This window comes from Fibrobacter sp. UBA4309 (genome assembly GCF_002395745.1).
In the GTDB taxonomy this organism is placed as follows: Bacteria; Fibrobacterota; Fibrobacteria; order Fibrobacterales; family Fibrobacteraceae; genus Fibrobacter.
Genome location: NZ_DGUN01000078.1, coordinates 105,219 through 127,085 on the forward strand (window position 1 = coordinate 105,219; position 21,867 = coordinate 127,085).

The following is a 21,867-nucleotide window of genomic DNA, read 5'->3' on the forward strand; positions in this document are numbered from 1 at the left end:
TTAGATGACCTTGTACAGGTTAGCCATTTCGACGGCGGTGGATGCCCAGTTGGCACCGAGGTTACCCGCCTTGAGGCCGGCGCGGTTCATCGCCTGGTCCACGGTATCGGTCGTGAGGATTCCGAGAATCACGGGAAGCTTGCCTTCGGCAGCGATGCTTGCGACACCGCCGGTAGAGGCGTTCACCACCACGTCGTAGTGGCTCGTCTCGCCGCGGATTACGGCGCCGATGGCCATCACGGCACTGTACTTCTTGGAATCGGCGAGCCTGCGGCACACGCCCGGGAGTTCGAATGCGCCCGGAACGCGCACGACGGTCACGTCCTTGTCGGCAACGCCCAGCAGTTCGAGCTGGCGGAGCGCCCCTTCCAGGAGTTTGTCGGTCACCACCTCGTTGAAGCGGGCGACCGCGATTGCAATCTTGAGGCCAGAGCCATTCAGGGAATTCTTGATTTCTTTAGCCATCTTTTTTTTCCTCTTTCAAATTCTCTTGGGGGACCGCGCCGTCGATATGCAGCTGGTGGCCCATCTTCTTCTGCTTGGTGAGCAGGTAGAACAGGTTTTCCTTGTTCGGCTTGATTTCTATAGGAACGCGCTCCACAATCTTGAGCCCGTAGGCGGTAATGCCCGAAATCTTGCTCGGGTTGTTCGTCAAGAGGCGCATCTCGCGCACACCGAGGTCCGCAAGAATCTGCGCGCCCGTACCATACTGGCGGAGGTCCGACTTGAACCCGAGGTGCAGATTCGCCTCGACCGTGTCCATGCCCTTCTCCTGCAGTTCGTATGCACGCAACTTGTTGCAGAGGCCTATGCCCCTACCCTCCTGCCCGCGCATGTAAAGGAACACGCCACCGTGCTCGCCGATGAACTTCATGGCAGAGGCGAGCTGTTCGCCACAGTCGCAGCGGAGGCTACCGAAAATGTCGCCCGTAAGGCATTCGCTGTGCACGCGCACGTAAACCGGCTTGCTGAAGTCGGGATTGCCCGCAACCCAGGCCACGTGTTCCACGCCGTCGGTCTTGCTCTTGTAGGCGTACGCGGTAAAGTCGCCGTACTTGGTACTCACATGCGGGGCGGCCACGCGCTGCACCAGTTTCTCGTTCTTGAGGCGGTAGTCGATGAGGTCGCGGATAGAGATAATCTTGAGATTGAACTTCTTGGCGACTTCTTCGAGTTGGGGCATGCGGGCCATCGTGCCGTCTTCGTTCATGATTTCGATGAGGGCGGCCGCGGGCCTAAGTCCGGCAAGCTTAGCGAGGTCGACGGCGGCCTCGGTATGGCCAGCGCGGCGCAAAACGCCTTCTTCTTGCGCATACAGGGGCGAAATATGTCCCGGACGGCCAAAGTCGCTCGGCTTGGAAGCAGGGTCCGAAAGTGCAAGAATCGTCGCCGCACGGTCGTGGGCAGAAACACCCGTAGTGCAGCCTTCAATCTTGTCGACCATGATGGTGAACGGCGTACCCAGAATCGAGGTATTTTCCGCAGTCTGGCGGGTCAAATTCAGTTCATGGCAGCGCTTGATGGGCAGCGGGCAGCAGAGCACGCCACGGCCCTCGTGGAGCATGAAGTTCACCTTCTCGGGCGTAATCTTCTCGGCGGCGATTACGAAATCGCCTTCGTTCTCGCGGTCTTCGTCGTCGACCACGATCAAGAACTTGCCGTTCTTAAAATCTTCTATGGCCTCTTCAATCGTATTAAGCAAGGTCACGTTCCTTCAGATAATTTTCAATGTACTTGCCGAGCATGTCGACTTCCACGTTCACGATGGTCCCGGCAACCCAGTTGCGCAGGTTCGTGCGGGCAAGCGTCTCGGGGATGATGCACACGCGGATGGAATCCTCGAACTTCTCGGCCACCGTGAGGCTGATGCCGTTCAGGGAGATGGAACCGCGGCGGATAATGTAGCGCTTGAGGTCCGCAGGCATCTTGAGGTCGACTTCCACGCCCGTTTCGCGCGGAACCACCTGGATGACCTCGGTAACGCAGTCCACATGGCCCATCACAAAATGCCCGCCCATGAAGCTATCGGCACGGCACGGAAGTTCCAAGTTCACCAGCTTGCCGACGGCAGCCTGCTTGAAGGCGGTGTTTTCGACCGTCTGGTGCATCAGGCAAAAAACAGCTTCATCATCGGTACAAGATTCAATGGAAAGGCACACACCGTCGTTCGCGACGCTGTCACCCAGTTTGCAATTCTTGAAAAATCCTGGCGACTTGAGACGCATCGAGAGGGCATCACCACGAGCCTCTATCGAAACGATTTCGCCGGTAGATTGAATAATTCCCGTAAACATACGGGGACAAATTTAGAAATTTTCCCGGTGGCAATCCGCGATTTTACGCCTAAATCGATTAAAAATCGTCTTTCACGCACCGTGCAGAATGCGGATACGTTTTGGTAGTCGTGTTCACGCCGAAGGTTTCAAATCTCTGCGCCGCCTCGTAACTCATCGGATGGTAATTGACGTATGCCACCTGGACACTGTCAGCACCGCTCTCGGAAGAAGTCCACCAAACCGAAGAGCCTATGGCACCACCTTGCAGCCTCATAACGGACGCATTGGAAGCCCTGTAATTCATCGCCTTGAACAAGGACATCCATTCTACAGACGTGGGAAGCCTCCAACCACTCGGGCAAAAGTCCTCCGCAGAGACTTCATCCCAATAAAGGCGTGCCGTATCCGCCTGCATGTTATCCCTCATCCAATACAATCCGGCCACCTTCGTCGCCCTGTATTCCTTGTCGTCGCTGGAATCCTTCACAATGAGCTCATTCAATTTCCATTGGCTTGAATCGCAGACATACTCAAAAATAGACCCCGCCTTGACGAGTCCGTCATTATCGGTTCCGCAAAGTCCGCATTCCTCTTCGACTTCCATGGGGTAGCGCCATTTTCCATGGTCGCACACATACATCTTACCCGTTGTTGAATTCTTGATTTCACGGTAATCGCTACTGTCGCAATCCTGCTTGTAAGTATTCACCTGGAGGTCGCTTGCCCTTATCCAATTGATTTCGCTATTGAAGCCTTCACGCTTATCGGTACAGATAAAGTATCGACCTGCAGAACTCAGCGAATCCTTGTTTTGCGTAACGACGTTAAGGGAATCCCAGTTGCAAGGCCCTACGCCAAAATCATCTTGCCAGAACTTGTAGAAAGCCGTCTTGAAATCCTGATAATTCAAATCAAGATCTCTTTGAACGCGATATAAACCAGATGGGATAATCACATCACCTTGCAACTGTTCAAAACTCATTGAATATGCGCAATCCGCGAGCCTGGTCGTCGCCTCGCCAAAGTTCCCCTCTTTTTCGTACACGTCCAAAAGCGAATCCGCCATCGAAGAATCGCGCGAACAGGAGCGGGCAATTGCATTAATCGCCGCAATCTCTTCGGGCGTCTTCGCGGAAGTTTCGGAAGACGACGATATTTCGGAGGACGACGAAACACTAGAAGATGACACCTCAGAGGATGACGATTTTTCAGAAGATGACGACGCCCCGGAAGAAGATTCTTCAGAAGATGAAGAAATTTCTTCATCCGAGCTGTTTGAAACAGAATCCGAGGAACAAGCCAAAAACGCCCCACAAAACAGAATGTGGAGAATAACAATCCAAAAGACTGGATTTCGCTTGTTCATAATTTAAATATATACAATTTTTTCGCTTACGGACAATAAACCGTCAGCACATCGGGCCCGATTATCGCAGATTCCTTGGCAACGGCAGAAGAAGGGAGCCCCGGGAACTCAAGGCCACATTTCGCCGTACCAGAATCAATCAAGCGTTCGAGAGACGCTTCGACGGACGGATCCGTGGAACGCCAAAGGTCCAGGCGGTTCCAAAGGGGCATTTTTGAATCCAAACTGGAGGAGAAAAGTTCGCGTGCTAGACCTGCACCCGGCTCCACCATCAAACGGTGCATCCCGCGGGCAGAGAGGTCGTCAACCATCATGCGCCAGTTTTCAGCAAACGATTCGCGACGGAGTTCAAGGATTTCTGCGCGCCCATCCAGATGCGGCTGCGCCACACAGCTGAAGACGATAGGCAAAAAGGCCCCTTCGGCACACGGAGCAAAGACGCGGAGCGACTCGACTTCTGCCTTGGTAAACTCGTGATGGCCCGCCCACACGGCTTTCACGGGGCTGTTTCCCTGCGCGTAACGTACATTTAGGCTCGGGTTGTCGGCAAGGAGCGTGCCCGCGCCGACCAATACGGCATCGCTCATGGCGCGCAGCTCATGGTTCCAGCAGTTTGCGCCCTGGCCCGTGATTTTAAGCGGCAGGTGACGGCCGTCCGCAGCGACGCCCCCCATAAAGCCGTCTTGCGATACCGCGGACTTTATTTCTACAAAAATACGCTTGTTTCGTACAAAATAATCATAAGCTTCAAAGAAGCGTTCTATCTCGCAGAAGACGGCATGGCCATCGTTTTCGCAAGCATCTTCTTCTACGAGCACATGACAGTCCGCACCGCAACCGCCGTCCTCCCATGACGCATTGGCGATCGCCCTGATACAAGCGTCTTCGCCCTCGTACACCGCGATGCCCGCCTCTTCGAGAATCTTACGCGACTTGCCGCGCACCAGCGGATTCGGGTCGGCATGCGCAAAGTAGACTTCGGCGATACCGGCGTCGATGATGGCCTTTGTGCAGGGGGGGGTGCGGCCATAATGGCAGCACGGTTCGAGCGTCACGTAGATGGCCGCCCCGCGGGCGAGCTCGCCCGCGTCACGCAGCGCCATGACCTCGGCATGGGCACTGCCGGGGCGCTGTGTACGCCCCCTGCCCACGATAATCCCGTCTTTCACCACGACGGCACCCACCGCCGGATTCGGGCGGCTGATTCCGACTGACCCAAAGGACAGTTCTAATGCCGTTTGCAAGAAGTTCATGGTAGTAAGCAGTGGTTAGGGCGTAGCCCGTAAACAGTGGTTGGTGGTTAGGGAAAATGTGAGTTATGGGCTATGGGCTTTCACCCCAAAGGCGCAACGCGCCGAGCCCATACCTCATTCCACATTACTGTTTTGGGAACGCGAGGAATCCGCCGACCACGTTGAACACGCGTTCGTAGCCGTTCTGGATAAGGAAGTTCGACACGGCCATGCTGCGCTTGCCGCTGCGGCAGAAAATCAGCAGGTCCTTGTCCTTCGGGAATTCAGCCAGGCGCTGTTCAGCTTCCTGGAGCGGGATGTTGATGGAACCCGGGGCGGTACCTTCGGCCACTTCGCCCGGAGTACGCACGTCGATCAGCACGCCACCGGCCTGCTGCATCTCGAGAGCCTTCGCCCAGTCAATATTCGTAATCTGCGCCTTCGGGGCTTCCGGAGCGGGAGCGGGAGCCGGGGCGGCGGCCGCCGGCTGCGGTGCCGGAGCTTCCTTCTTTTCTGCCTTGGCCTCGTTGCAGCCGGCAAGCATGAACACGGAACACAATAACAAACCGAATAATTTTTTCATCATTTTCCTCTTTTTTTCTTGTTAAACAGTATCGCTAAAAGAATCCTTGTCGAGGAACAGGTACACCGCCAACACGTTGTGAACCATGTTGTTCTCGTTCTTCAAAGGCACCGCGTTGAACAAAAGCAGTCGATCGCCACCGCCGAAAGCACCCTTCCACGACACGCTTCGCCCGGAATTGAAAACTTCCGAAACAATCTTGGAAATGAACGGCAAGAAATCCTGATTCACCACCTGGTGCAAGTCCTTGCCATAAGTCTCGTGCGGGTTGATAATCTGGAAGTCCGTCGCAAAAGCCTGGTTGCAGCCGATAATCTTGTAATCCCTGTCCACCCACAGGATACGGATATCCGGGAACGCCAAAGTCGCAGAGAGCATCGCGTCGCGATCGCGGTCATCGCCAAAAACGGGATTGTCGAGAACGACATCCATCCGTCGGGCAGTTCCCTGGAGCACCAGGCGGTCGTTTTCGTCCATGCACAGCTTACCGCGGAGCCCGTACCATACGAGTGTCTTGTCCGGCCCATAGAAACGCACCTTGATGGTCTCGAACGGGTCTCCACGGAAACCGAAATTGCGGAAATCCTTCACGCGGTCGTTCAACACGCTATCCAGGAGCGCATAGTCCCCCTCGGGCATCATCTTGTGGATATCAACATAGCCCACCGACTGCGGGATTACGCGGTGTTCATCATCCACCATCGGCGTCAAAAGCTTCATGCTGCGGTCTTCGACATCGAAACTCCACAGGAAATCCCCCGTATTCTGCAAAAGGGAATCGAACCTATCCTGCAGCTTTTCCTTTTCGCGACGGCTCTCATTTTCCTTGGATATGTTCCTGATAAAGCAGACGTAGTAGAATTCTTCGGCGTTCAGCCTTTCCAGCGAGACATGCATCTCGTACCAGGTCGGCCGCGAACCTTCATCGCTATCCTTGTAGTCGGACAGCAGCGAAAACAGGAACGGCATCTCGAGATGCTTCTCGATTTCTTCGAAATAGCTTTTCATGCGGTTCCAGCTGCTTGTACCGAGGATTTCCGCAAACGTGCGTCCATGGCTCAACTGATAAAAAAGCTTGTCGGACATGAACATCGGCAGGCCATACAGGAACTCCATCTTTTGCGTAAGCACCACGATGAACTCGTTCAGGTTACCCTCGAACTTCTTGTATAGGCGCTGGCGGTTGCGGCTATCCCTGATAAGCATAACGCATATCACCGTCGATATTAGCAACACGGCACAGATAAACGCCCAGACAACGGTTGAAGCATGCGATATCATCATACCCGTTAAGATAATCATTTTTTCAGGTTCTTGTTCACCCAAAAGGTATTCCAATCCAAATCATCACCACCAAACAAGCGATTTCCGCCAATATTCCATCCGTTTTTCCCGAAATTCAATCCGACAGAAACAGCATAGCCGGGAATGCGACAGGCAAAATCCACCCGCAAGAAAGAGAACAGCAGCGAATAGCCCGCCATCACCCGCGAAAGCGACGATTCCGCAAAGACCCTGAATCCCGAAGAAGGCGACCAGAACAGCGCCCCGACAAGTTCAGGGACTTCACCAAAATATCCCTGCAGCCCCAGGTCGATACCGACGCCATGGTCCTCCCCATAATAGGCAAGCACCCCCGCCCCATAGCCATGCCGGGTCCAAAGAGCCGTCGCGGGAATCCATTCCACGGAAACCCCGTAGGCGCCCCGCACCCCGAAATGCCTGCCGACAAGGGCCACGGGCAATGTCCACTCGCTTTTCCGGTACAGCGAATCCAGTTCCGAATACTCGTAAGTAAACGCTCCGCGATAGAATCCGTATTCCCACTCGCCGTAGGCATGGACATGGTATTCGTCCACATCTTCGCCGGCAGTCCGGTACAACAGCCCAAATCCCGGGCCGGCATAGACAAGGGTCGAAGGAGAAAAAGCGAACGGGACCTCGGCCGCGCGTGAGCCGATCGCGAACGCCAGGGATACAGCCAGCAAGTTACGGACGCACGACAATGCCCACCACCTTTTCAAAATTCCCCACGGAAAAAGACACGTAGCAGACGCCCAACCCGCAATGTTCCATCACGGGGACCTCCATCCACGAAGCCGACATCGCGCCGACATGCGCACTCCACACGCCATGCCCCGCGGAATCCAGCAACCGCAGGCTCACCTCCGATTCGCTCACGACGGACACCCGCAGGGGCGGCCCCCTCCGGCTGACCACGCGCGAAGACAACTTGTACGAAAGCGGTTCTTCCAGGGAGGCGCTTCCTGCGCGCTGGAAACCGGGGGTATTCTCGGCACGTCCGTAAAGCGGATTGAATCCTGCCGGGCAGGCTACGGTATTCTTTGTCCAGGCAACGCTGTCGACGGCCACGGAGTCGAGACAGAGCGACACGTTCCCGGCAACGTTGTTCAGATAACCCATTGACACCTGGGCGATACGCACATCCTTGAAGCCAAGCGACTCGCGGAGCGAAGCCGAGTCCTTGGTCAGCAGCAAGCTGCCGTAGGGTTGCAGGGAATCGGACTCGCCACCCACGGTTCCCCCGCGTCCGCAAAGGCGCAAGCGCGAAAGCGGCAATGCATAGCGGGAGGCATTGTAGATTTCGACCCATTCGGGCATCGGTTCCGAGGGGCAATGGTGAATTTCGGTAATCGAAACCGGCGAAAGGCCATCCGGCACAAAGATGCGGTCGAGCGTATCGTTGCCCGGAGCGGCATCTTCAGGAAGCGTCATCCGGACCCAGGCCGCCCCCCTGCCCGGGATTTCCACGTCGAACGTCCCCGAAAGGGAAACCTCGCGCCTTTTCCAGTTCCCCGCAGACGACATGTCCAGGTATTCCAGGCCGGCCTTCGCGGAATCGCAGCCGCCCAGCATCCCGCGCAAGGACCACCCGACACCTTCCCGCCATTCCGCGCGGAGAAGCCGAATGCCGCAATCCCGGATTCCCAGCTCGTAGTCCGGATTCGCCACGCCAGGCGTAGGCTCCGACGGCACCCACTCGTCCGTCTCCCCTATGCGCTGCAACGCCTTCCCCGCCTTGGGCGACGGAAGCACGACCGAATCGGAACAGCTGCCCGACCGCAGGACCCACCCGCTCTCGCGGGAATTCGGAAGCGCATAGGAGTCAAGCCCCCCGCAAGCCAGGGAATCGCGCACGGGGCAAAGCGTGGAATCGTGTACCAGGAGCAGGCGGTTCGCCGAACGCGGGAACGGCAGGCCCAACGGGGGCTTCTGGTCCATCCCGACAAAAACCGAATCGGCCCGGAAATCGTCCAGGCGGATCTCGACGAACTCCCCGTCGGTATCCGAGACCTCGGTCGGGTCCGGAAAGAACTCCACGAACATCGGACAAGCGAGCGAGGACCCAGCCATCGCCGCCAGAGCAGCCAGTATAAAACGCAAAATGCCACCCCCAGGGGTGTTTCCCGCAACAACCGCCGGCTATGCCGGTCGCCGCCCGAAGGAGCTGTCCGCGGGATCAGTCGACCGAGTGGTCGCCTGGAAGCATGTAGGCAAGAGGATTCACCGGGGAATTGTGGACCCAGACCTCGTAATGGAGGTGCGGACCGACTGAACGACCGGTGTTTCCCATATAACCGATAATCTGGTAACGGTGCACGAACTGGCCCGGCTGGACCAGGTACATCTGCATGTGCCCGTAGCGGGTGCTGATGCCGTTGCCATGGTTCAAGGTCACGAAGTTACCGAAACTACTGCTAAGCTGGGCCACCTCGACCACACCGTCGGCAGACGCGTAAATCGGGGTCCAGCGGTCGTTGGCAATGTCGACGCCCTGGTGCATCTTGCCCACCTCGCCCGTCACCGGATGGATACGCGGACCGAATGCGGAGGCATAGCGGCCGCTCGTCGGGGAAATCGACGGGACATAGCGCCACATGGCATGGTTCTGGTCGATATAGCGGGTCAGGGAACTGAACGAAGCATTGTTGTTGTCGAGTTTGCCCTGCAGACGCTTGGCCGTTTCGCGGACCATGGACATCTTTTCGAAAACCGGGGAAGACTTGCGGAGCAGCGCCGTATCCGGGGCGATATTGCCGCCCGTAGCCAGTTCACGGGACTCGGCCTCGGGAACCGGCAGGCCGAACTTGGAATGGAGGCGCTGTTCGTCCTTGAGGAACTCCGCCGACGTACCGGAGAGGTAGTCCAGCGTACCCTCTATCTGGGAAAGGTCCTTGTTCAGGCGGCTGCGGTCCGAAATGACATGGTCCAACAGCCCCTCGTAGACGGTCGTCGTCGCCAGCTGGACGGCAAGCAGCACAAGACCCACCACCACGAAGACCCTGAGAACCGGCCATGCCTTGAACAGGATCGCGGGCACGTGCAACGTCATGGACGAAGACGAGTTCTGGAAGTGTATGGTAGTCTTGTAGAACTTCACGGCATCGAAAAATAGTAAAAAGGTCTTTTTTTCACCCCTACAGTAAGAAAAAAATAAGGAGAGGCCGTGTTTTTCGCCAAATTTCCCCCAAAAAATTTTTTAAGCAGTTTTTTGGCAACTCCTTGAGCATCAATGAGTTACATTGTTCAGCCAACCATAAAACCGCACAAAACCGTTTCGTTCAAAAACTATTACAATAAACAAAAAAACTATTCGTCCTTTATGCAACGGACAGGAAGGGCCATTTTTTCTGCATTGAACGCAATGAATTCTTCCATTGAGAAATATGCAACAGAACCATCGGAAGAAATTCCTCGTCTCCAAAATTCCGTATCCCTTCCCGCCATAGAAAAAACAATTTCTAGTTGAAAATCTGCCATGAGTTGAAGATAAACGTACCCCGAAGGCAATGCTCCAAAACCATAATCATCCGTCCCCGCAAGGTTATCATCCCAATTATCTTTTGATTTTAAATGATAATTAGAAAAATTTCCCAATTCATACAATTTTTCCCAATCGTAAGGATTTGGTAAATGCCATCCAACTGGGCATACACCTTGAGTTAATCCATCTGTGTTGCAAAGTACATGTTCCCCCTTGTCAAAATCACAATTTACACCACCATAGCCAAATCCCTTTCCATCTTCACTAAATAAAGCCGCACTATCCACTGCGGCGGACCATAAATAAAGCCTCCCATACGTTTCGCAGTTCTCGGGATCGTTGTCATAGCACCAGCTAGATGAATCAAGGGTCGCCGTGGGCTGCAGGTAGGCGTAGTTCAGGTTCTCCGCCATCCATTCCTGTTCGCCGATAATCACGGTCCTGTAAGTCTGTCCGTCACGTTCGTCTACCAATGTGCCGTATTTGCAGTTGTCTTCCGCCTCGGTCTTGCATGGGACTGCGACTATGGAAGAACTGCTTTGGACAACCGATGTGCTGCTGACCGGCGACGAACTGGACTCCGGCGAGACTACGCTGGACGAGGATTCTTCCGAAGACGAGGAACTGCTCACGACAGAACTTGAAGACGCCTCGAGACTGTACGGGGCATCGGACGATTCCACTTCATTGCTGCTTGCAGAGTCGTCGCCGGAGCAGGCGGCAAGCAAGGCCAGGATCACCACGGACAGATACTTATCGAACTTACGCATACGGAGCCCCTATAACAGCAATATATATTTATTGGTTGGGAAAAGAGATTTCCGTATAATACAGAAACAACAAGCGTCAGCTATTCATCCTTTATGCAACGGATAGGAAGCGCAGGCAAGGATGTCCACTCATCCATCCAAAAATCATATTCCACGTCTTCCCAAGCAAAATCTAAAACCCTGTTTAAATTATCTCGCGTCCAGAAGCCCGTTGTCTTGCCCCTCAAATAAAACCTTATCGTTGAATAGTCAGATAAACCTCCAAATCCCGAAGGTAACGCTTCGAAACCGTAATCATCCGTTCCTGACCGTCCTTGTTCCCAACCTTTTCTTGATTTCAATGGAGAACTACTAAAATAATCGGGTTTCAAAAACAACTTTGACCACTCCTCATGACTCGGCATATGCCAGCCGGCAGGGCACACTCCACGAATAGGTGCATTTTCTAGATTATGGCATGGGGAAGGAGAGGGTTTCCCTACAGCGCAGTAAATCTCGTCTGAACCATATCCGCACCCTTTTCCGCCTTCACTAAATAAAGCCGCACTATCCACTGCGGCGGACCATAAATAAAGTCTCCCGTACGTTTCGCAGTTCTCGGGGTCGTTGTCATAACACCAGCTCGAGGAATCAAGCGTTGTTGTAGGTTGCAGGTAAGCGTAATTCAAGTTCTCTGCCATCCATACCTGAGTGCCGATTTCCACCGTCCTGTAAGTCTGTCCGTCGCGTTCATCAACCAATGTGCCGTATTTGCAGTTGTCTTCCGTCTCGGTCTTGCATGGAACGGCGACAATGGAAGAGCTACTCTTGACAGCCGAGGAGCTGCAGACTAGCGAAGAACTCGATTCGGGCATAGCTCCACTAGATGAGGATTCATCCGAAGACGAAGAATCGCTCCCGAGCGAACTCGAGGAGGCCTCAAGGCTTTCACTGGAGAGATCGTCGACATTTGTACTCGAGGAGTTGTCGTCCGAACAGGCGACAAGGAAGGCCAAGATTGTCATGGACAAATATTTATCAAATGTGCGCATACGGAGTCCCTATAGCAGGAATATATATTTATTGAAGGGGAAAAGTCTGTTGTAGCCTTATTGAAAGAAGCCGGAGCCCACCGTATTGGGTAGAATCGACTTTTGTGTACAAAATTTGGACAGGGGCCTTGTTGACGGCGCTGGACAGGGCTATCGATCCGGCCAAAGTCAACGACAGGGGCCCGGCGTTGTACTCGTCCTCTATCAGGAAAAATACCGCATGCGGGCTCGGCTCGCAATACTGTATCCAGGGATTTTCGGCAAAGTAGCGGATTTGCGGGCCGAGAACGGGAAGGTCCGACGTATTCCTCAGGGAAATCCGGTATTCCACCCAGTTCCATTCCGTGCGGTAACGTTCGCTAAGGAGCAGCACGGGTTGCGAAGCCTGTGCGAAAAGGGCGCAGGCAAACAACAAAACTAATGTCACACGAAAATATTTCACTCCAAGCCCTAGCTTAAGCTAGGAAGAAATATAAACTCAGTTTGTATTAAGTATTTAGAATAACGTTGCAAAAAGAATTTTACTTACACGTTTTTTTTTGCATTTTATTCATTATTCAACGGACCTAGACGGAATTGTCGATATCCACAAATTTTGCGGGTATCCCGAGTTCCTTCTGGATTTTTTCCGCCAGGGCACGGACGCCGAAAATTTCGGTGCGGTGGTGCCCCGCCGAGACCAGGTTGAAGCCTATTTCCTCGCACAATATGGGGACGGACTCCTTGATGTCGCCGGTGATAAAGGCGTCGCAGCCGAGCTTCACGGCCTCTTCGATGCCGCTCGCCCCGCTCCCGCTACAAATGCCGACCCTGCGGACGGTTTCACTACCATAAAGGAGGCTATGCTGCACCCCGTGTTCGAACACGCCACACGCGAGTTCCTCAAAACCTTCACGCGAAACAGGCTCGGCAAACTCCCCCACGACGCCCACAGTCTTTTCGCCTTCCTGCATAAAGCCTTCGATTTTCTCGAGACCGAATGCTTTCGCTATAAGCGCGTTGTTGCCGAACTCCGGCTGGCCATCGAGCGGCAAATGGTAGCCGTAGAGCGAAATGCCGTTCTGCATCAGGCGGCGCATGCGCTCACCAAACTTGCCTACAAGGACGCGGTTCTCGTTAACCCAGAAGCCGTTCGGGTGGTGGACGAAGATGCAGTCCGCCCCCTCCTCGATGGCGGCGTCGATCAGGCGGTCACGGAAAGAAACGCCCGTCACGACACGGGTCACCTTGTCAGATGCCTCCACGCAGAGACCGTTGTTGCAGTAGTCCTTGAACAGATGCGGCTCCAGCAGGTCGTTGAGCCAGGCGGAAAAATCGGAAATATTCATAAGCCCTATCGCCAATAAAAGGTTGTACCTATACAATATAGACTTTTTAATGGAAAAAGCCTAAAGCACGTCTTTTTGGAGTTGTCAAACTCTATGCGTTTTTGTAGATTTATGCATAGAATAAAATTTAACACCCAGGAGCCATAATGGCACATTATCTTTTTACCTCTGAATCCGTGTCCAAGGGACACCCGGACAAGGTTGCCGACCAGATTTCCGATTCCATCCTCGACGCCTGCCTCGCCCAGGACCCCAAAAGCCGCGTGGCCTGCGAGACGCTCGTGAACACGGGTCTCGTCGTTATTTCCGGCGAAATCACCACCAAGGCGAACGTCGATTTCCAGGAAGTCGCCCGCAACACAATCAAGAATATCGGCTACGTGAACCCCGACCTGCAGTTCGACTACAAGGGCTGCGCCGTGCTCGTCGCGATGGACAAGCAGTCCCCCGACATCGCGCAGGGCGTGGATGCCAAGGCCGCCGACGGCAAGAAGGACGACAAGCAGGGTGCCGGTGACCAGGGCATGATGTTCGGCTACGCCGTGAACGAGACGCCGGAACTGATGCCGCTCCCGATCAGCCTCGCCCACAAGCTCATGGAAAAGATCCAGGAACTCCGCGAACAGGGCAAGATCAAGTGGCTCCGCCCGGACGCCAAGTCCCAAGTGACAGTCGAATACGACGAGAACGACAAGCCCGTACGCGTCGACACCGTCGTGATTTCTACCCAGCACGACGAGTTCGTGAACGGCAAGGAACTCAAGCACTCCGTGATCGAAAAGGAAATCATCGAGAAGCTCATCAAGAAGGTCATCCCGGCCAAGCTTTTGGACAAGAAGACCCGTTACCTCGTGAACCCGACCGGCAAGTTCGTCGTGGGCGGCCCGCACGGCGACTGCGGCCTCACCGGCCGTAAGATCATCGTCGACACCTACGGCGGCATGGGCCGTCACGGCGGCGGCGCGTTCAGCGGCAAGGACCCCTCCAAGGTTGACCGCAGTGCAGCTTACGCCGCCCGCTACGTGGCCAAGAACATCGTGGCCGCAGGCCTCGCCTACCGCTGCGAAGTGCAGCTCGCCTACGCCATCGGCTACTCCAAGCCCGTGTCCGTGCTCGTGAATACGTTCAATACCGGCAAGATTGACGACCGCAAGATTGAAGAAATCGTCGCGAAGAACTTCGACCTCTCCCCGGCCGGCATCGAGAAGATGCTCGACCTCCGCAAGCCGGGCTACGTGGCAACCGCCGCGCTCGGCCACTTCGGCCGCACGGGCAAGCGCTTCACGTGGGAAAAGACGGACAAGGCCGCCGCTTTGAAGAAGGCCGCTAAGGTGTAATCCCCGCCAAGGGAACGCCCACGCGACTTTGATTCACAAATCGCAAGATATGAAAGCAGCCTCGGAAAAACCGAGGCTGTTTTTTATATAGACTACAATACTCTTTGTCTAAAGAATCGTGCTGAACTTGCGCGTATCGCACACGTCGTTGATGACGAGCATGTCGATGCCGGTCGCGGCGCCAGGATAGACCGGAGTCACTTCTGCAGCGAGGAAATAATTGACTCCCTTGACAACCTGGGTTGCCAGGAGGGCGAACGGCTTGACATCCGAGCCAACAAAGCCTGCCATGACGGACTTGAACGCCTTCATCGCTTCTCCGGGAACAGGGATCTGGGGGTCGATGACTATGCCGCCACAAGTGCCCATCGGGCTACCTTCGAGGACGCGCTGGATAGAAACGAGAGACACTTCGGGATGGGCATCCGGAGCCTGCCTGACGTTAAAAATAATGAGAACGATATTCTTGGCGCTGCCAGCGCAGAGGATCGTCTGTTCCGCGAGAACAGCGTAATTGACGCCATGAACAATCTGGCTGCCAAGATAAGCTATAGGCTTGTACGAAGCCCCGACAAGGTTATCCAGCTTTCCCAAAGCAGACGCTATTTCTTCCGGCATAGCTTCGGTAACAACGTTAATCTTCCATGTACCCGTTTTCTTTTCGACTTCCATTTGATTCTCCTTGGCTTTCTACCCTTTTTTAGTTTGTAAGTTATTTTCAATATAAAATAATTGCAGGAGAATGAAAACGTAAATATATTTAATCAATTTTGTACAATGTCTTTCCGTGTTCTATCGGTAAATTACTTTGTTCTTAACAGATATTACGTTGTATGTATTACGAAACATTTTACACATACTAAAAAAAATTTCATTTTTACGCAAAAAAAATCCCGGAAGTTCCGGGATTTTCTCTTTTCGACGTTTCCAAACGGCTTTTAGCCTATTTTGCCGCAGCAAAGAACTGCCGGTAAGCGCCCGGCGCGGTAGTCCGTACGAGGTACACGCCTGCACGGAGTCCGCTTAAAAGTTCGCCCGAATTGCGTAGCGACGACTGCGGGAAATTCTTTTGGCTGCGAACAAAGCGGCCGTCTATACCGTAGATACTCACGTCACACACATTCGACAAAAGCGACGCACCGGCAAGCAGCGGCACCGCATCCGTTCCCGATGTATCGATTGCGGCCTTCACGAGCGTCACGTCGAACTGGTCGATGTTCGGGCCGTCACTGCCGTCGAGCGTCGCGAATTTCACGCTGTTCTCGCCCGCCGTAAGCATGAGCGAGACTTCCTGCGTTTTCCAGGTGTTCCAGGCGCCCGTCTTCTCGAATACGCTCGTCGCCGTGTCGATAGCAGAAGAAATCACCAGGCTGCGGTCCTCGCTAGAACCGTTCGCGAAATCGATTTCGAACTTGTATTCGCCCGCCACGTCGACCTTCACGGGCACAATAACGCTTCCGCCCTTGTCAAAGTTCACGTAGGCATCGCCATGGTAACCCGCATTCGTAGTCTCGATAAAGCTGTTCGTCGCCGTACCCTTGTCGGCCTGATACTGCTTGTCCGGAGTCGGGGGCGGAGGTTCCACGTAGTTCGCGTCGCATTCCGTGGGGCTATTGAGGTTCGCACCGGCGCCCGCGCGAACGGCGGCCTCCACCTCGCTTGCCGGAAGGGCGAAAGAATAGTCGTAGGGCGGAGTGAAGGACGTCCCCTGCCCCTTGGTATTACCCGAGCAGCGGGTAAAGATATTGTCGATGACTTCGTTGCCGCCGCTACCGTCAGTATTGTTGCCGTTGTAAATCGGGTCGTTTTCGTCAATAAACACGTTCTTCTCGGTGCGCACGTGACACTGGACGCCGGCGGAGACGCCGAGGACCGCTGTACCCGCGGTGATGGAGGAGTTGCCGGTGTAGAGGTTGTTGATCACGTGGACGTTGCCGTAGCGGCAGCGGGGTTTGCGCTGGTTGGCGGCCACCCACCAGTTGAACATGAAGGTGATGTTGAGTTTACCGACGCTCGCGGGCTCGTCGTCGGAACTCGCAATCAGGTTCGAAAGATTGTGGGTGCTCTTGCGGGTATAGCCGAACTTGCACCAAGTAAACGTTACATTGTCTGCACCCTTCACCACGTCGGCGTTACCGTCCTGACCGTCCCAGAATTCGCAGTGGTCCACCCAGATGTTCTGCGCGTTCTCGATGTTGAAATTGTCCCACGCCTGGTCGGCGTTAGAGCCCGGGCCCTTGATGACGATGTTCCTGAGAATGATGTTGGACGCCTTCTTGATGTAGACCACGGCCTTGAGTTCCGTTCCCGGCCTTAGGCCAATGATGGTCTTGTTGCTACCGGTGATGTCCACGCGGTCGCCGGATTTTCCGTTCCAGCCGTCACCCAGCGTGCCGTCGATGTAGATAACCCGCGGCGAGGAATCCTTGGCGTACTTTTGAAGGTCTGCCAGGGTAGTCACGGTGATAGGGGCCGCGTTTCCGCCACCAGTCACCTCGAAGGGGGTCGACGTACGGCCCGAACGGGTCGCCCAGCCGATGGGCTTGCACTGGTCAACCGCGGCCATCGAAAGTACCGGGACCATCACGAGGAACAGCACCGGCAAAACGGACCATTTCTGATTCAGAATCTTCATATCAAACATCCTTAGAAGCGCGGATCCACCAAACCCACACTACTAATCTATAATACTATTTCCAAAACCGGAAATGTGGACCTAAAAAACAGCATAGACAAGTTGTCAATCACGCAACTCAAAAAAGCCGTTTAAAGCACGAAAACGGCCAAAGCAACCGTCAATCCCACAAAAACGAGGAAAACAGGCAAAAGCAAGAGCATGCACAAAAAGCCGATTTTCAGGTCGTAGAAGAACATTTTCCACCAGCCGCGGCGCGTCTTGCAGGTCTCGGCACGGCACTCGGGGCAAATGTTCCCTACCCTGTTGCGGACGCGGATAGCGAGGTTACTCTGCAAGGGGGACATTCCCACCTTGTCGTTGAATTCCTTTTTGCATTTAGAACAAGTTGCCAGCATGCCTGTGAATATAGTAATTAGTTGGCAGCGGGCAGAGGGCAGAAGGCAGTGGGCAGTGGGCAAAAGGCCGGTTATTTCCGCTTGTCGGCGATAAACACGGTGGCCCCGAGAATCAGGAGAATGCCCGCGATGAGCCTGCCCGTAAGGATTTCCCCAAAGACAAGCACGCCTATCGTTACCGCAGTCACGGGTTCAAGCGCCCCGAGAATCGCCGTAGGCGTAGACCCAATAATCTTGACCGCCTTCACCATGAATATGAGCGAAAGCACCGTCGGCACGAGCCCGAGCATGAATCCCCACCCCCACGAACTTGCCTGCGTAAATACCGGCGGGAGGCCCGAACCGAGCGTCACCGCGTAAAGCAGCAGAAACACGAGGCAGAAGCAGATGGCGTAGAACGTCATCTTCACGGAGCCCATCTGCAACTTGATGCGGTTCGCCATCACCATGTATATCGCGTAAGAAATCGAAGAGGCGAAAACAAGCATAAAACCCACTGTACTGAGCGGCACGCCATCGCCACCGCGATAGAGGAGAGCCACGCCAGCCATAGAGACCGCAATCGAAACGATGGTCCAGGTCTTGATTTTCTCCTTGAAGAACACCGCCATGAGCACCGAGACTTCTAGCGGATAAAGGAACAATAGCGTTGAAGCAAGCCCCGCATCCATGTACTTGAAGGAGGCATAATATGTGAGCGAACTCACCGCAAAGAGGAATCCGAACGCGACAAGCGCACCGAATTCGCAGAATGAAATTTTAAAGTGCGATCCCTTCGCAAGAATCACCACAAAAAGGAGAAGCGCTGCCGTGAAGAAACGGTAAAAGAGAACCGTCTCCGGCGAGTAATTTTGAGCGTACAAATGCAATGCGCCCAGCGGGTTCGTGCCATAGCAAATGGCAGAAAGGGCGGCAAAGGCAAAGCCTTTCATTACAAAGTTGTTTTTTTTCATACAAAACACTAAAAAGAACCCTATTGTAAACAAATTTTTCTATTTTTGCCGTCAAAAATAAAAAAAAGGAGATGTTCGGTGAATATCAAGCACCTATCTACTGCAGCTTTATGTGCTGCTTTTGCTATTTGTACAATATCCTGTAGCAATGAAGACCCCACATCCAATGAATTCTATAGCATTGTCAGCACGCTGGATCCGGATAATTGCAACGACAAAACCGAAGGAAGCTTGAACTTCGTGAAGTCCGAAGCCACGATGTACGCGTGTTCTGAAGGCGAATGGGTCGCCATGAACAACCGCGAAGCAATTCAGTACCGTTGCACATCTAAGGAACTGGAAGACAAGTCTGGCTTTGCGATTATATGCGATGGGGATACCATCGGCACAATCAAGAACGGGATAAACGGTACCGACGGCAAGGACGGAAGCAATGGTACCAACGGCACGAATGCCGACATGGACAAGATCCAGAAGGATATTGACTCCAAGCTCAGCAGTGCCTCCGCCAAGCAACAAAAAGATATTGACGAAGCCCTCAAGGACTTGAGTTCCGCCTCTGCCAAGAGCCAGAATGACATCAAGGACGCCATCAAGAGCTTCAGCAGCGCCTCTAGCAAACTCGACGAAGATATCGACAGCAAGTTCAACGACGCCTACAGTAGCTGGAATGCAGAACTTGAAGATAGGTCTTGCGCCATCGTTGATACGGTTCGCGACAACGAAAAGGCTATCATCACCGTGACAATCCGTTGTGGCGAAGCCGAAACCGAGATGGAAATTCCGTTCACACCCGTGAACGAGAACCTCGCCAAGGTGTACAAGAAGCATGTTGTCGTACGTTTCCCGGTGCAGGCCAACAAGGAAACAAAAACCGATGACATCTACGAGGAAATCTGGAAGAACCTCAAGGGTGGAGACAATGCAGAACTTACCGTGACGGACCTTGACGAGAAGTTCGCCCCGAGCGGCAAGGTGTTTATGCAGGACTTGTTCGCCTCTGCCAATAAATCCTTTGTGACAATCGAAGAAACTAACGAAAAGACGGTGGAATACAAAGTTGCCCGCCTCGAAGGGGATCTCGACATCACGAACCTTACGACCCCGGTTGTGAAGCTCCGTGTCAAGCTGAACTTGAGTAACAACGCTTTCGGCGCCTTTGGCGGATTTGGCTCGAACGCAACGGATGTCATTTACAACGCCTATGCAGACTTGTCCGATGCTTCTGATACGGTTGTCATCGACTTCTTGACCGACTACAAGGCTGCCCGCGTAAAGAAGTTGGTTGACGATGGTAACGGTTTTGGTGTTGCAAACGAGCTGGCAAACAAGGACCTTGCCCACGCCCTTTATTTGGAAAACAGCGAAGAATATCCGTCTTTCGAACATTATGCCCCCGATCAGATTGGCCTGGCCGAAAACTTCAACAGCATCGTGTGGGTAATGGCCCTCATTGACCAAAAGGACAAAACTCCGGGTTTTAACTCGGTCTATAACGCTTTCCGCAATGTCTTTGCCGAAAACGGCAACTTTAACACCGCCGTCAATACGACTTACGCAGGCAAGGAACACAGCATGTTCTTTGTTGATTACCTCGCTTTGCTTATCGACGCGAACTTCTTCAAGTGGAACCAAATGCAGCATGGCGACTATACTGCTGAAACGAATGTCTGGAGTGGTACGGATGCCGTCTATTACAAGATTTTGCAGAATGGATTTGTGGAAGCCTATAAGCTTAAAGTCGAAGACGCAAAGGATTTCAATGATCCGTCTGGCTATAGCAGCAAGGTATATAAGTCTGATGTCAAAGGGGGATATTTCCATTACTTCGAATATATCGAAAACGAACAAGGTTGGTATCCTGTAACACTTTGGGCTGTAGGTGTTGCAACGGTGGAAAAAGTTTGCGATGCTGACGCTGTTAATTCGACCTTCTTCTATAGCTTTGACGGTCTTGATGATAATGCCGTTTGTGTATGCGACAATGGAGAATGCTACTGGCAATATACTGACAATGTATGCTTGGGCCGAAACAAAGGCGATAAGGGATCGGCGTTCTTTGACGGGAAAATTCAAGAGTATGAGTGCGAATGTGATCTATCAGCTTCTTCTACTTGCGATGATCTTGTGCCTGGTATTCCGAGCTCTTCGAGCTCTTCCGGTGAATATTCTGAACAGAACGGCATGACTCCGGAAGAACAGGCCAACAATCCGAATTCCAAGCTTTACCTCGGTGAATGCAGTGCTACCGTAAACGAAGGCAAAGAAAAGCTGTTCGACACCAAGAATGCGGAACTTGCCACGACAACGAGCAAAACGACCTTTGTATGCGATGGCTCCAAATGGAGAGAGAAAAATGAATTGGATAAGAAATATGGAACATGTTCAAAAGCCGTGATGGAAAAAGGGGTCGTCAAGGAAGAAAATGGTTCCGAACATTATAAGTGCGATTACCTTGATAAACAGGAAAAATACGAATGGGCCCCTGCTGAAGTGCGTGACAATGTTTTAGGTGTAGCTTGCCATTATGGCTATGTCAATGAAAAAGTGGTTACTGAATCCGGTTATGAATATGTTTGTGAAACAGTAGAGGATTTAAACAACAACGGTAACCATATCCATAATTGGCGTGAACTTACCTTTGAAGAAATCTATGGCGAATGCGATGAAGATAAGATGAAGAATCAAACCGAAGTAGCTGTTTACGAAGGGAAAAAATACAAGTGTAACTACATTTCTGGAGGTTATTCCGGCGGATACTCTTGGGTTAAAGCAAGTGTTTTGGATGAAGACGCTACGCTTGGAATTTGCACGAGAAATCGAAAAAAAGATGCCGCTATAGTCGGTGACGCATACTATGAATGTCTTAGTAATGGTAACGCAGAAGGAATCCCCGCAAGTTCTTCCTCCACAGATTGGCTAGAAATTGATGAAAATGAGTACCTTAACGCCAAGTTTGGTTATTGCGATACCGATAGAGGTGATACTAAAAACATTGCAGACATTAAGAGCGAAACCCTCAAGGATGGTGAAAGCCACAGTTTCAAGTGCTCTATCGCTAAAGAAGTCATAAATGACTATGGTAAGTGGGTTGACGCCTCCACAGACATTGCTCTCGACAAGATTTGCAACAGAGATAACGAAGATGGGTAACGTATATTTTCTTTCGCAA

Annotated in this window: 20 protein-coding genes; 2 read left to right on the top strand and 18 right to left on the bottom strand. The window is 53.1% G+C overall.

Features of this window, described 5'->3' with window-relative positions; genetic code table 11:
- From ribH to B3M32_RS11895, 14 genes are all read right to left on the bottom strand, one after another.
- Complete coding sequence (gene ribH, locus B3M32_RS11830; protein ID WP_072811412.1) at nt 1-465, bottom strand: 6,7-dimethyl-8-ribityllumazine synthase; 465 nt, start codon at nt 463-465, stop codon at nt 1-3.
- The gene (locus B3M32_RS11835; RefSeq protein WP_290747150.1) at nt 458-1,708 is read right to left on the bottom strand and encodes a bifunctional 3,4-dihydroxy-2-butanone-4-phosphate synthase/GTP cyclohydrolase II; all 1,251 of its coding nucleotides are present in this window, start codon (nt 1,706-1,708) and stop codon (nt 458-460) included. Before B3M32_RS11835 ends, ribH begins: the two co-directional genes overlap by 8 nt.
- A complete protein-coding gene (locus B3M32_RS11840; protein ID WP_290747152.1) occupies nt 1,695-2,294 on the bottom strand; it encodes a riboflavin synthase in 600 nt (199 codons plus the stop codon). Before B3M32_RS11840 ends, B3M32_RS11835 begins: the two co-directional genes overlap by 14 nt.
- A 58-nt stretch (nt 2,295-2,352) precedes the next feature.
- Complete coding sequence (locus B3M32_RS11845; protein WP_290747154.1) at nt 2,353-3,642, bottom strand: hypothetical protein; 1,290 nt, start codon at nt 3,640-3,642, stop codon at nt 2,353-2,355.
- Nucleotides 3,643-3,668: 26 nt separating this feature from the next.
- A complete protein-coding gene (locus B3M32_RS11850) occupies nt 3,669-4,895 on the bottom strand; it encodes a bifunctional diaminohydroxyphosphoribosylaminopyrimidine deaminase/5-amino-6-(5-phosphoribosylamino)uracil reductase (protein ID WP_290747156.1) in 1,227 nt (408 codons plus the stop codon).
- Between the two features lie 124 nt (nt 4,896-5,019).
- Nucleotides 5,020-5,457: a rhodanese-like domain-containing protein gene (locus tag B3M32_RS11855; RefSeq protein WP_290747158.1), complete on the bottom strand. Its 438-nt coding sequence runs from the start codon at nt 5,455-5,457 to the stop codon at nt 5,020-5,022.
- 21 nt (nt 5,458-5,478) lie between these two features.
- Nucleotides 5,479-6,741, bottom strand: coding sequence for a hypothetical protein (locus B3M32_RS11860; protein ID WP_290747160.1), 1,263 nt, complete (start codon nt 6,739-6,741; stop codon nt 5,479-5,481).
- Nucleotides 6,742-6,755: 14 nt separating this feature from the next.
- Nucleotides 6,756-7,463, bottom strand: a complete 708-nt coding sequence (locus tag B3M32_RS11865; protein ID WP_290747162.1) for a hypothetical protein — start codon at nt 7,461-7,463, stop codon at nt 6,756-6,758.
- On the bottom strand, nt 7,447-8,862 hold the full coding sequence (locus B3M32_RS11870; RefSeq protein ID WP_290747163.1) for a lamin tail domain-containing protein: 1,416 nt from the start codon (nt 8,860-8,862) through the stop codon (nt 7,447-7,449). Before B3M32_RS11870 ends, B3M32_RS11865 begins: the two co-directional genes overlap by 17 nt.
- 76 nt (nt 8,863-8,938) lie before the next feature.
- Nucleotides 8,939-9,859, bottom strand: a complete 921-nt coding sequence (locus tag B3M32_RS11875) for a M23 family metallopeptidase (protein WP_290747166.1) — start codon at nt 9,857-9,859, stop codon at nt 8,939-8,941.
- Nucleotides 9,860-10,068: 209 nt separating this feature from the next.
- On the bottom strand, nt 10,069-11,013 hold the full coding sequence (locus B3M32_RS11880; RefSeq protein ID WP_290747168.1) for an FISUMP domain-containing protein: 945 nt from the start codon (nt 11,011-11,013) through the stop codon (nt 10,069-10,071).
- Between the two features lie 80 nt (nt 11,014-11,093).
- A complete protein-coding gene (locus B3M32_RS11885; RefSeq protein WP_290747170.1) occupies nt 11,094-12,044 on the bottom strand; it encodes a fibrobacter succinogenes major paralogous domain-containing protein in 951 nt (316 codons plus the stop codon).
- 28 nt (nt 12,045-12,072) lie between these two features.
- Entirely contained in the window at nt 12,073-12,471 is a 399-nt protein-coding gene (locus B3M32_RS11890; RefSeq protein ID WP_290747172.1) for a hypothetical protein, read from the bottom strand.
- A 139-nt stretch (nt 12,472-12,610) separates the two neighbouring features.
- Nucleotides 12,611-13,372 (bottom strand): Nif3-like dinuclear metal center hexameric protein, encoded by a 762-nt coding sequence (locus B3M32_RS11895; protein ID WP_290747174.1) that lies wholly within the window; start codon nt 13,370-13,372, stop codon nt 12,611-12,613.
- Between the two features lie 146 nt (nt 13,373-13,518).
- Between B3M32_RS11895 and metK the strand changes: the two genes are divergently transcribed.
- Nucleotides 13,519-14,709 carry a methionine adenosyltransferase gene (gene metK, locus B3M32_RS11900; protein WP_290747176.1) on the top strand — a complete coding sequence of 397 codons (1,191 nt, stop codon included), beginning with the start codon at nt 13,519-13,521 and terminating at the stop codon, nt 14,707-14,709.
- A 108-nt stretch (nt 14,710-14,817) separates the two neighbouring features.
- Here metK and B3M32_RS11905 read toward each other — a convergent pair whose 3' ends face one another.
- The 4 genes from B3M32_RS11905 to B3M32_RS11920 all read right to left on the bottom strand — a co-directional run bounded on the left by B3M32_RS11905 (nt 14,818) and on the right by B3M32_RS11920 (nt 18,695).
- Complete coding sequence (locus tag B3M32_RS11905) at nt 14,818-15,381, bottom strand: hypothetical protein (RefSeq protein WP_290747179.1); 564 nt, start codon at nt 15,379-15,381, stop codon at nt 14,818-14,820.
- 271 nt (nt 15,382-15,652) lie between these two features.
- A complete protein-coding gene (locus B3M32_RS11910) occupies nt 15,653-17,344 on the bottom strand; it encodes a CBM35 domain-containing protein (RefSeq protein ID WP_290747181.1) in 1,692 nt (563 codons plus the stop codon).
- A gap of 131 nt (nt 17,345-17,475) precedes the next feature.
- On the bottom strand, nt 17,476-17,742 hold the full coding sequence (locus tag B3M32_RS11915) for a hypothetical protein (RefSeq protein ID WP_290747183.1): 267 nt from the start codon (nt 17,740-17,742) through the stop codon (nt 17,476-17,478).
- Nucleotides 17,743-17,813: 71 nt separating this feature from the next.
- Nucleotides 17,814-18,695, bottom strand: a complete 882-nt coding sequence (locus B3M32_RS11920; RefSeq protein ID WP_290747185.1) for an EamA family transporter — start codon at nt 18,693-18,695, stop codon at nt 17,814-17,816.
- A 231-nt stretch (nt 18,696-18,926) separates the two neighbouring features.
- On the opposite strand from B3M32_RS11920, the gene B3M32_RS11925 reads away from it, so the two are divergent.
- Nucleotides 18,927-21,848, top strand: coding sequence for a hypothetical protein (locus B3M32_RS11925; protein WP_290747187.1), 2,922 nt, complete (start codon nt 18,927-18,929; stop codon nt 21,846-21,848).
- The last annotated feature ends 19 nt before the right edge of the window (nt 21,849-21,867 follow it).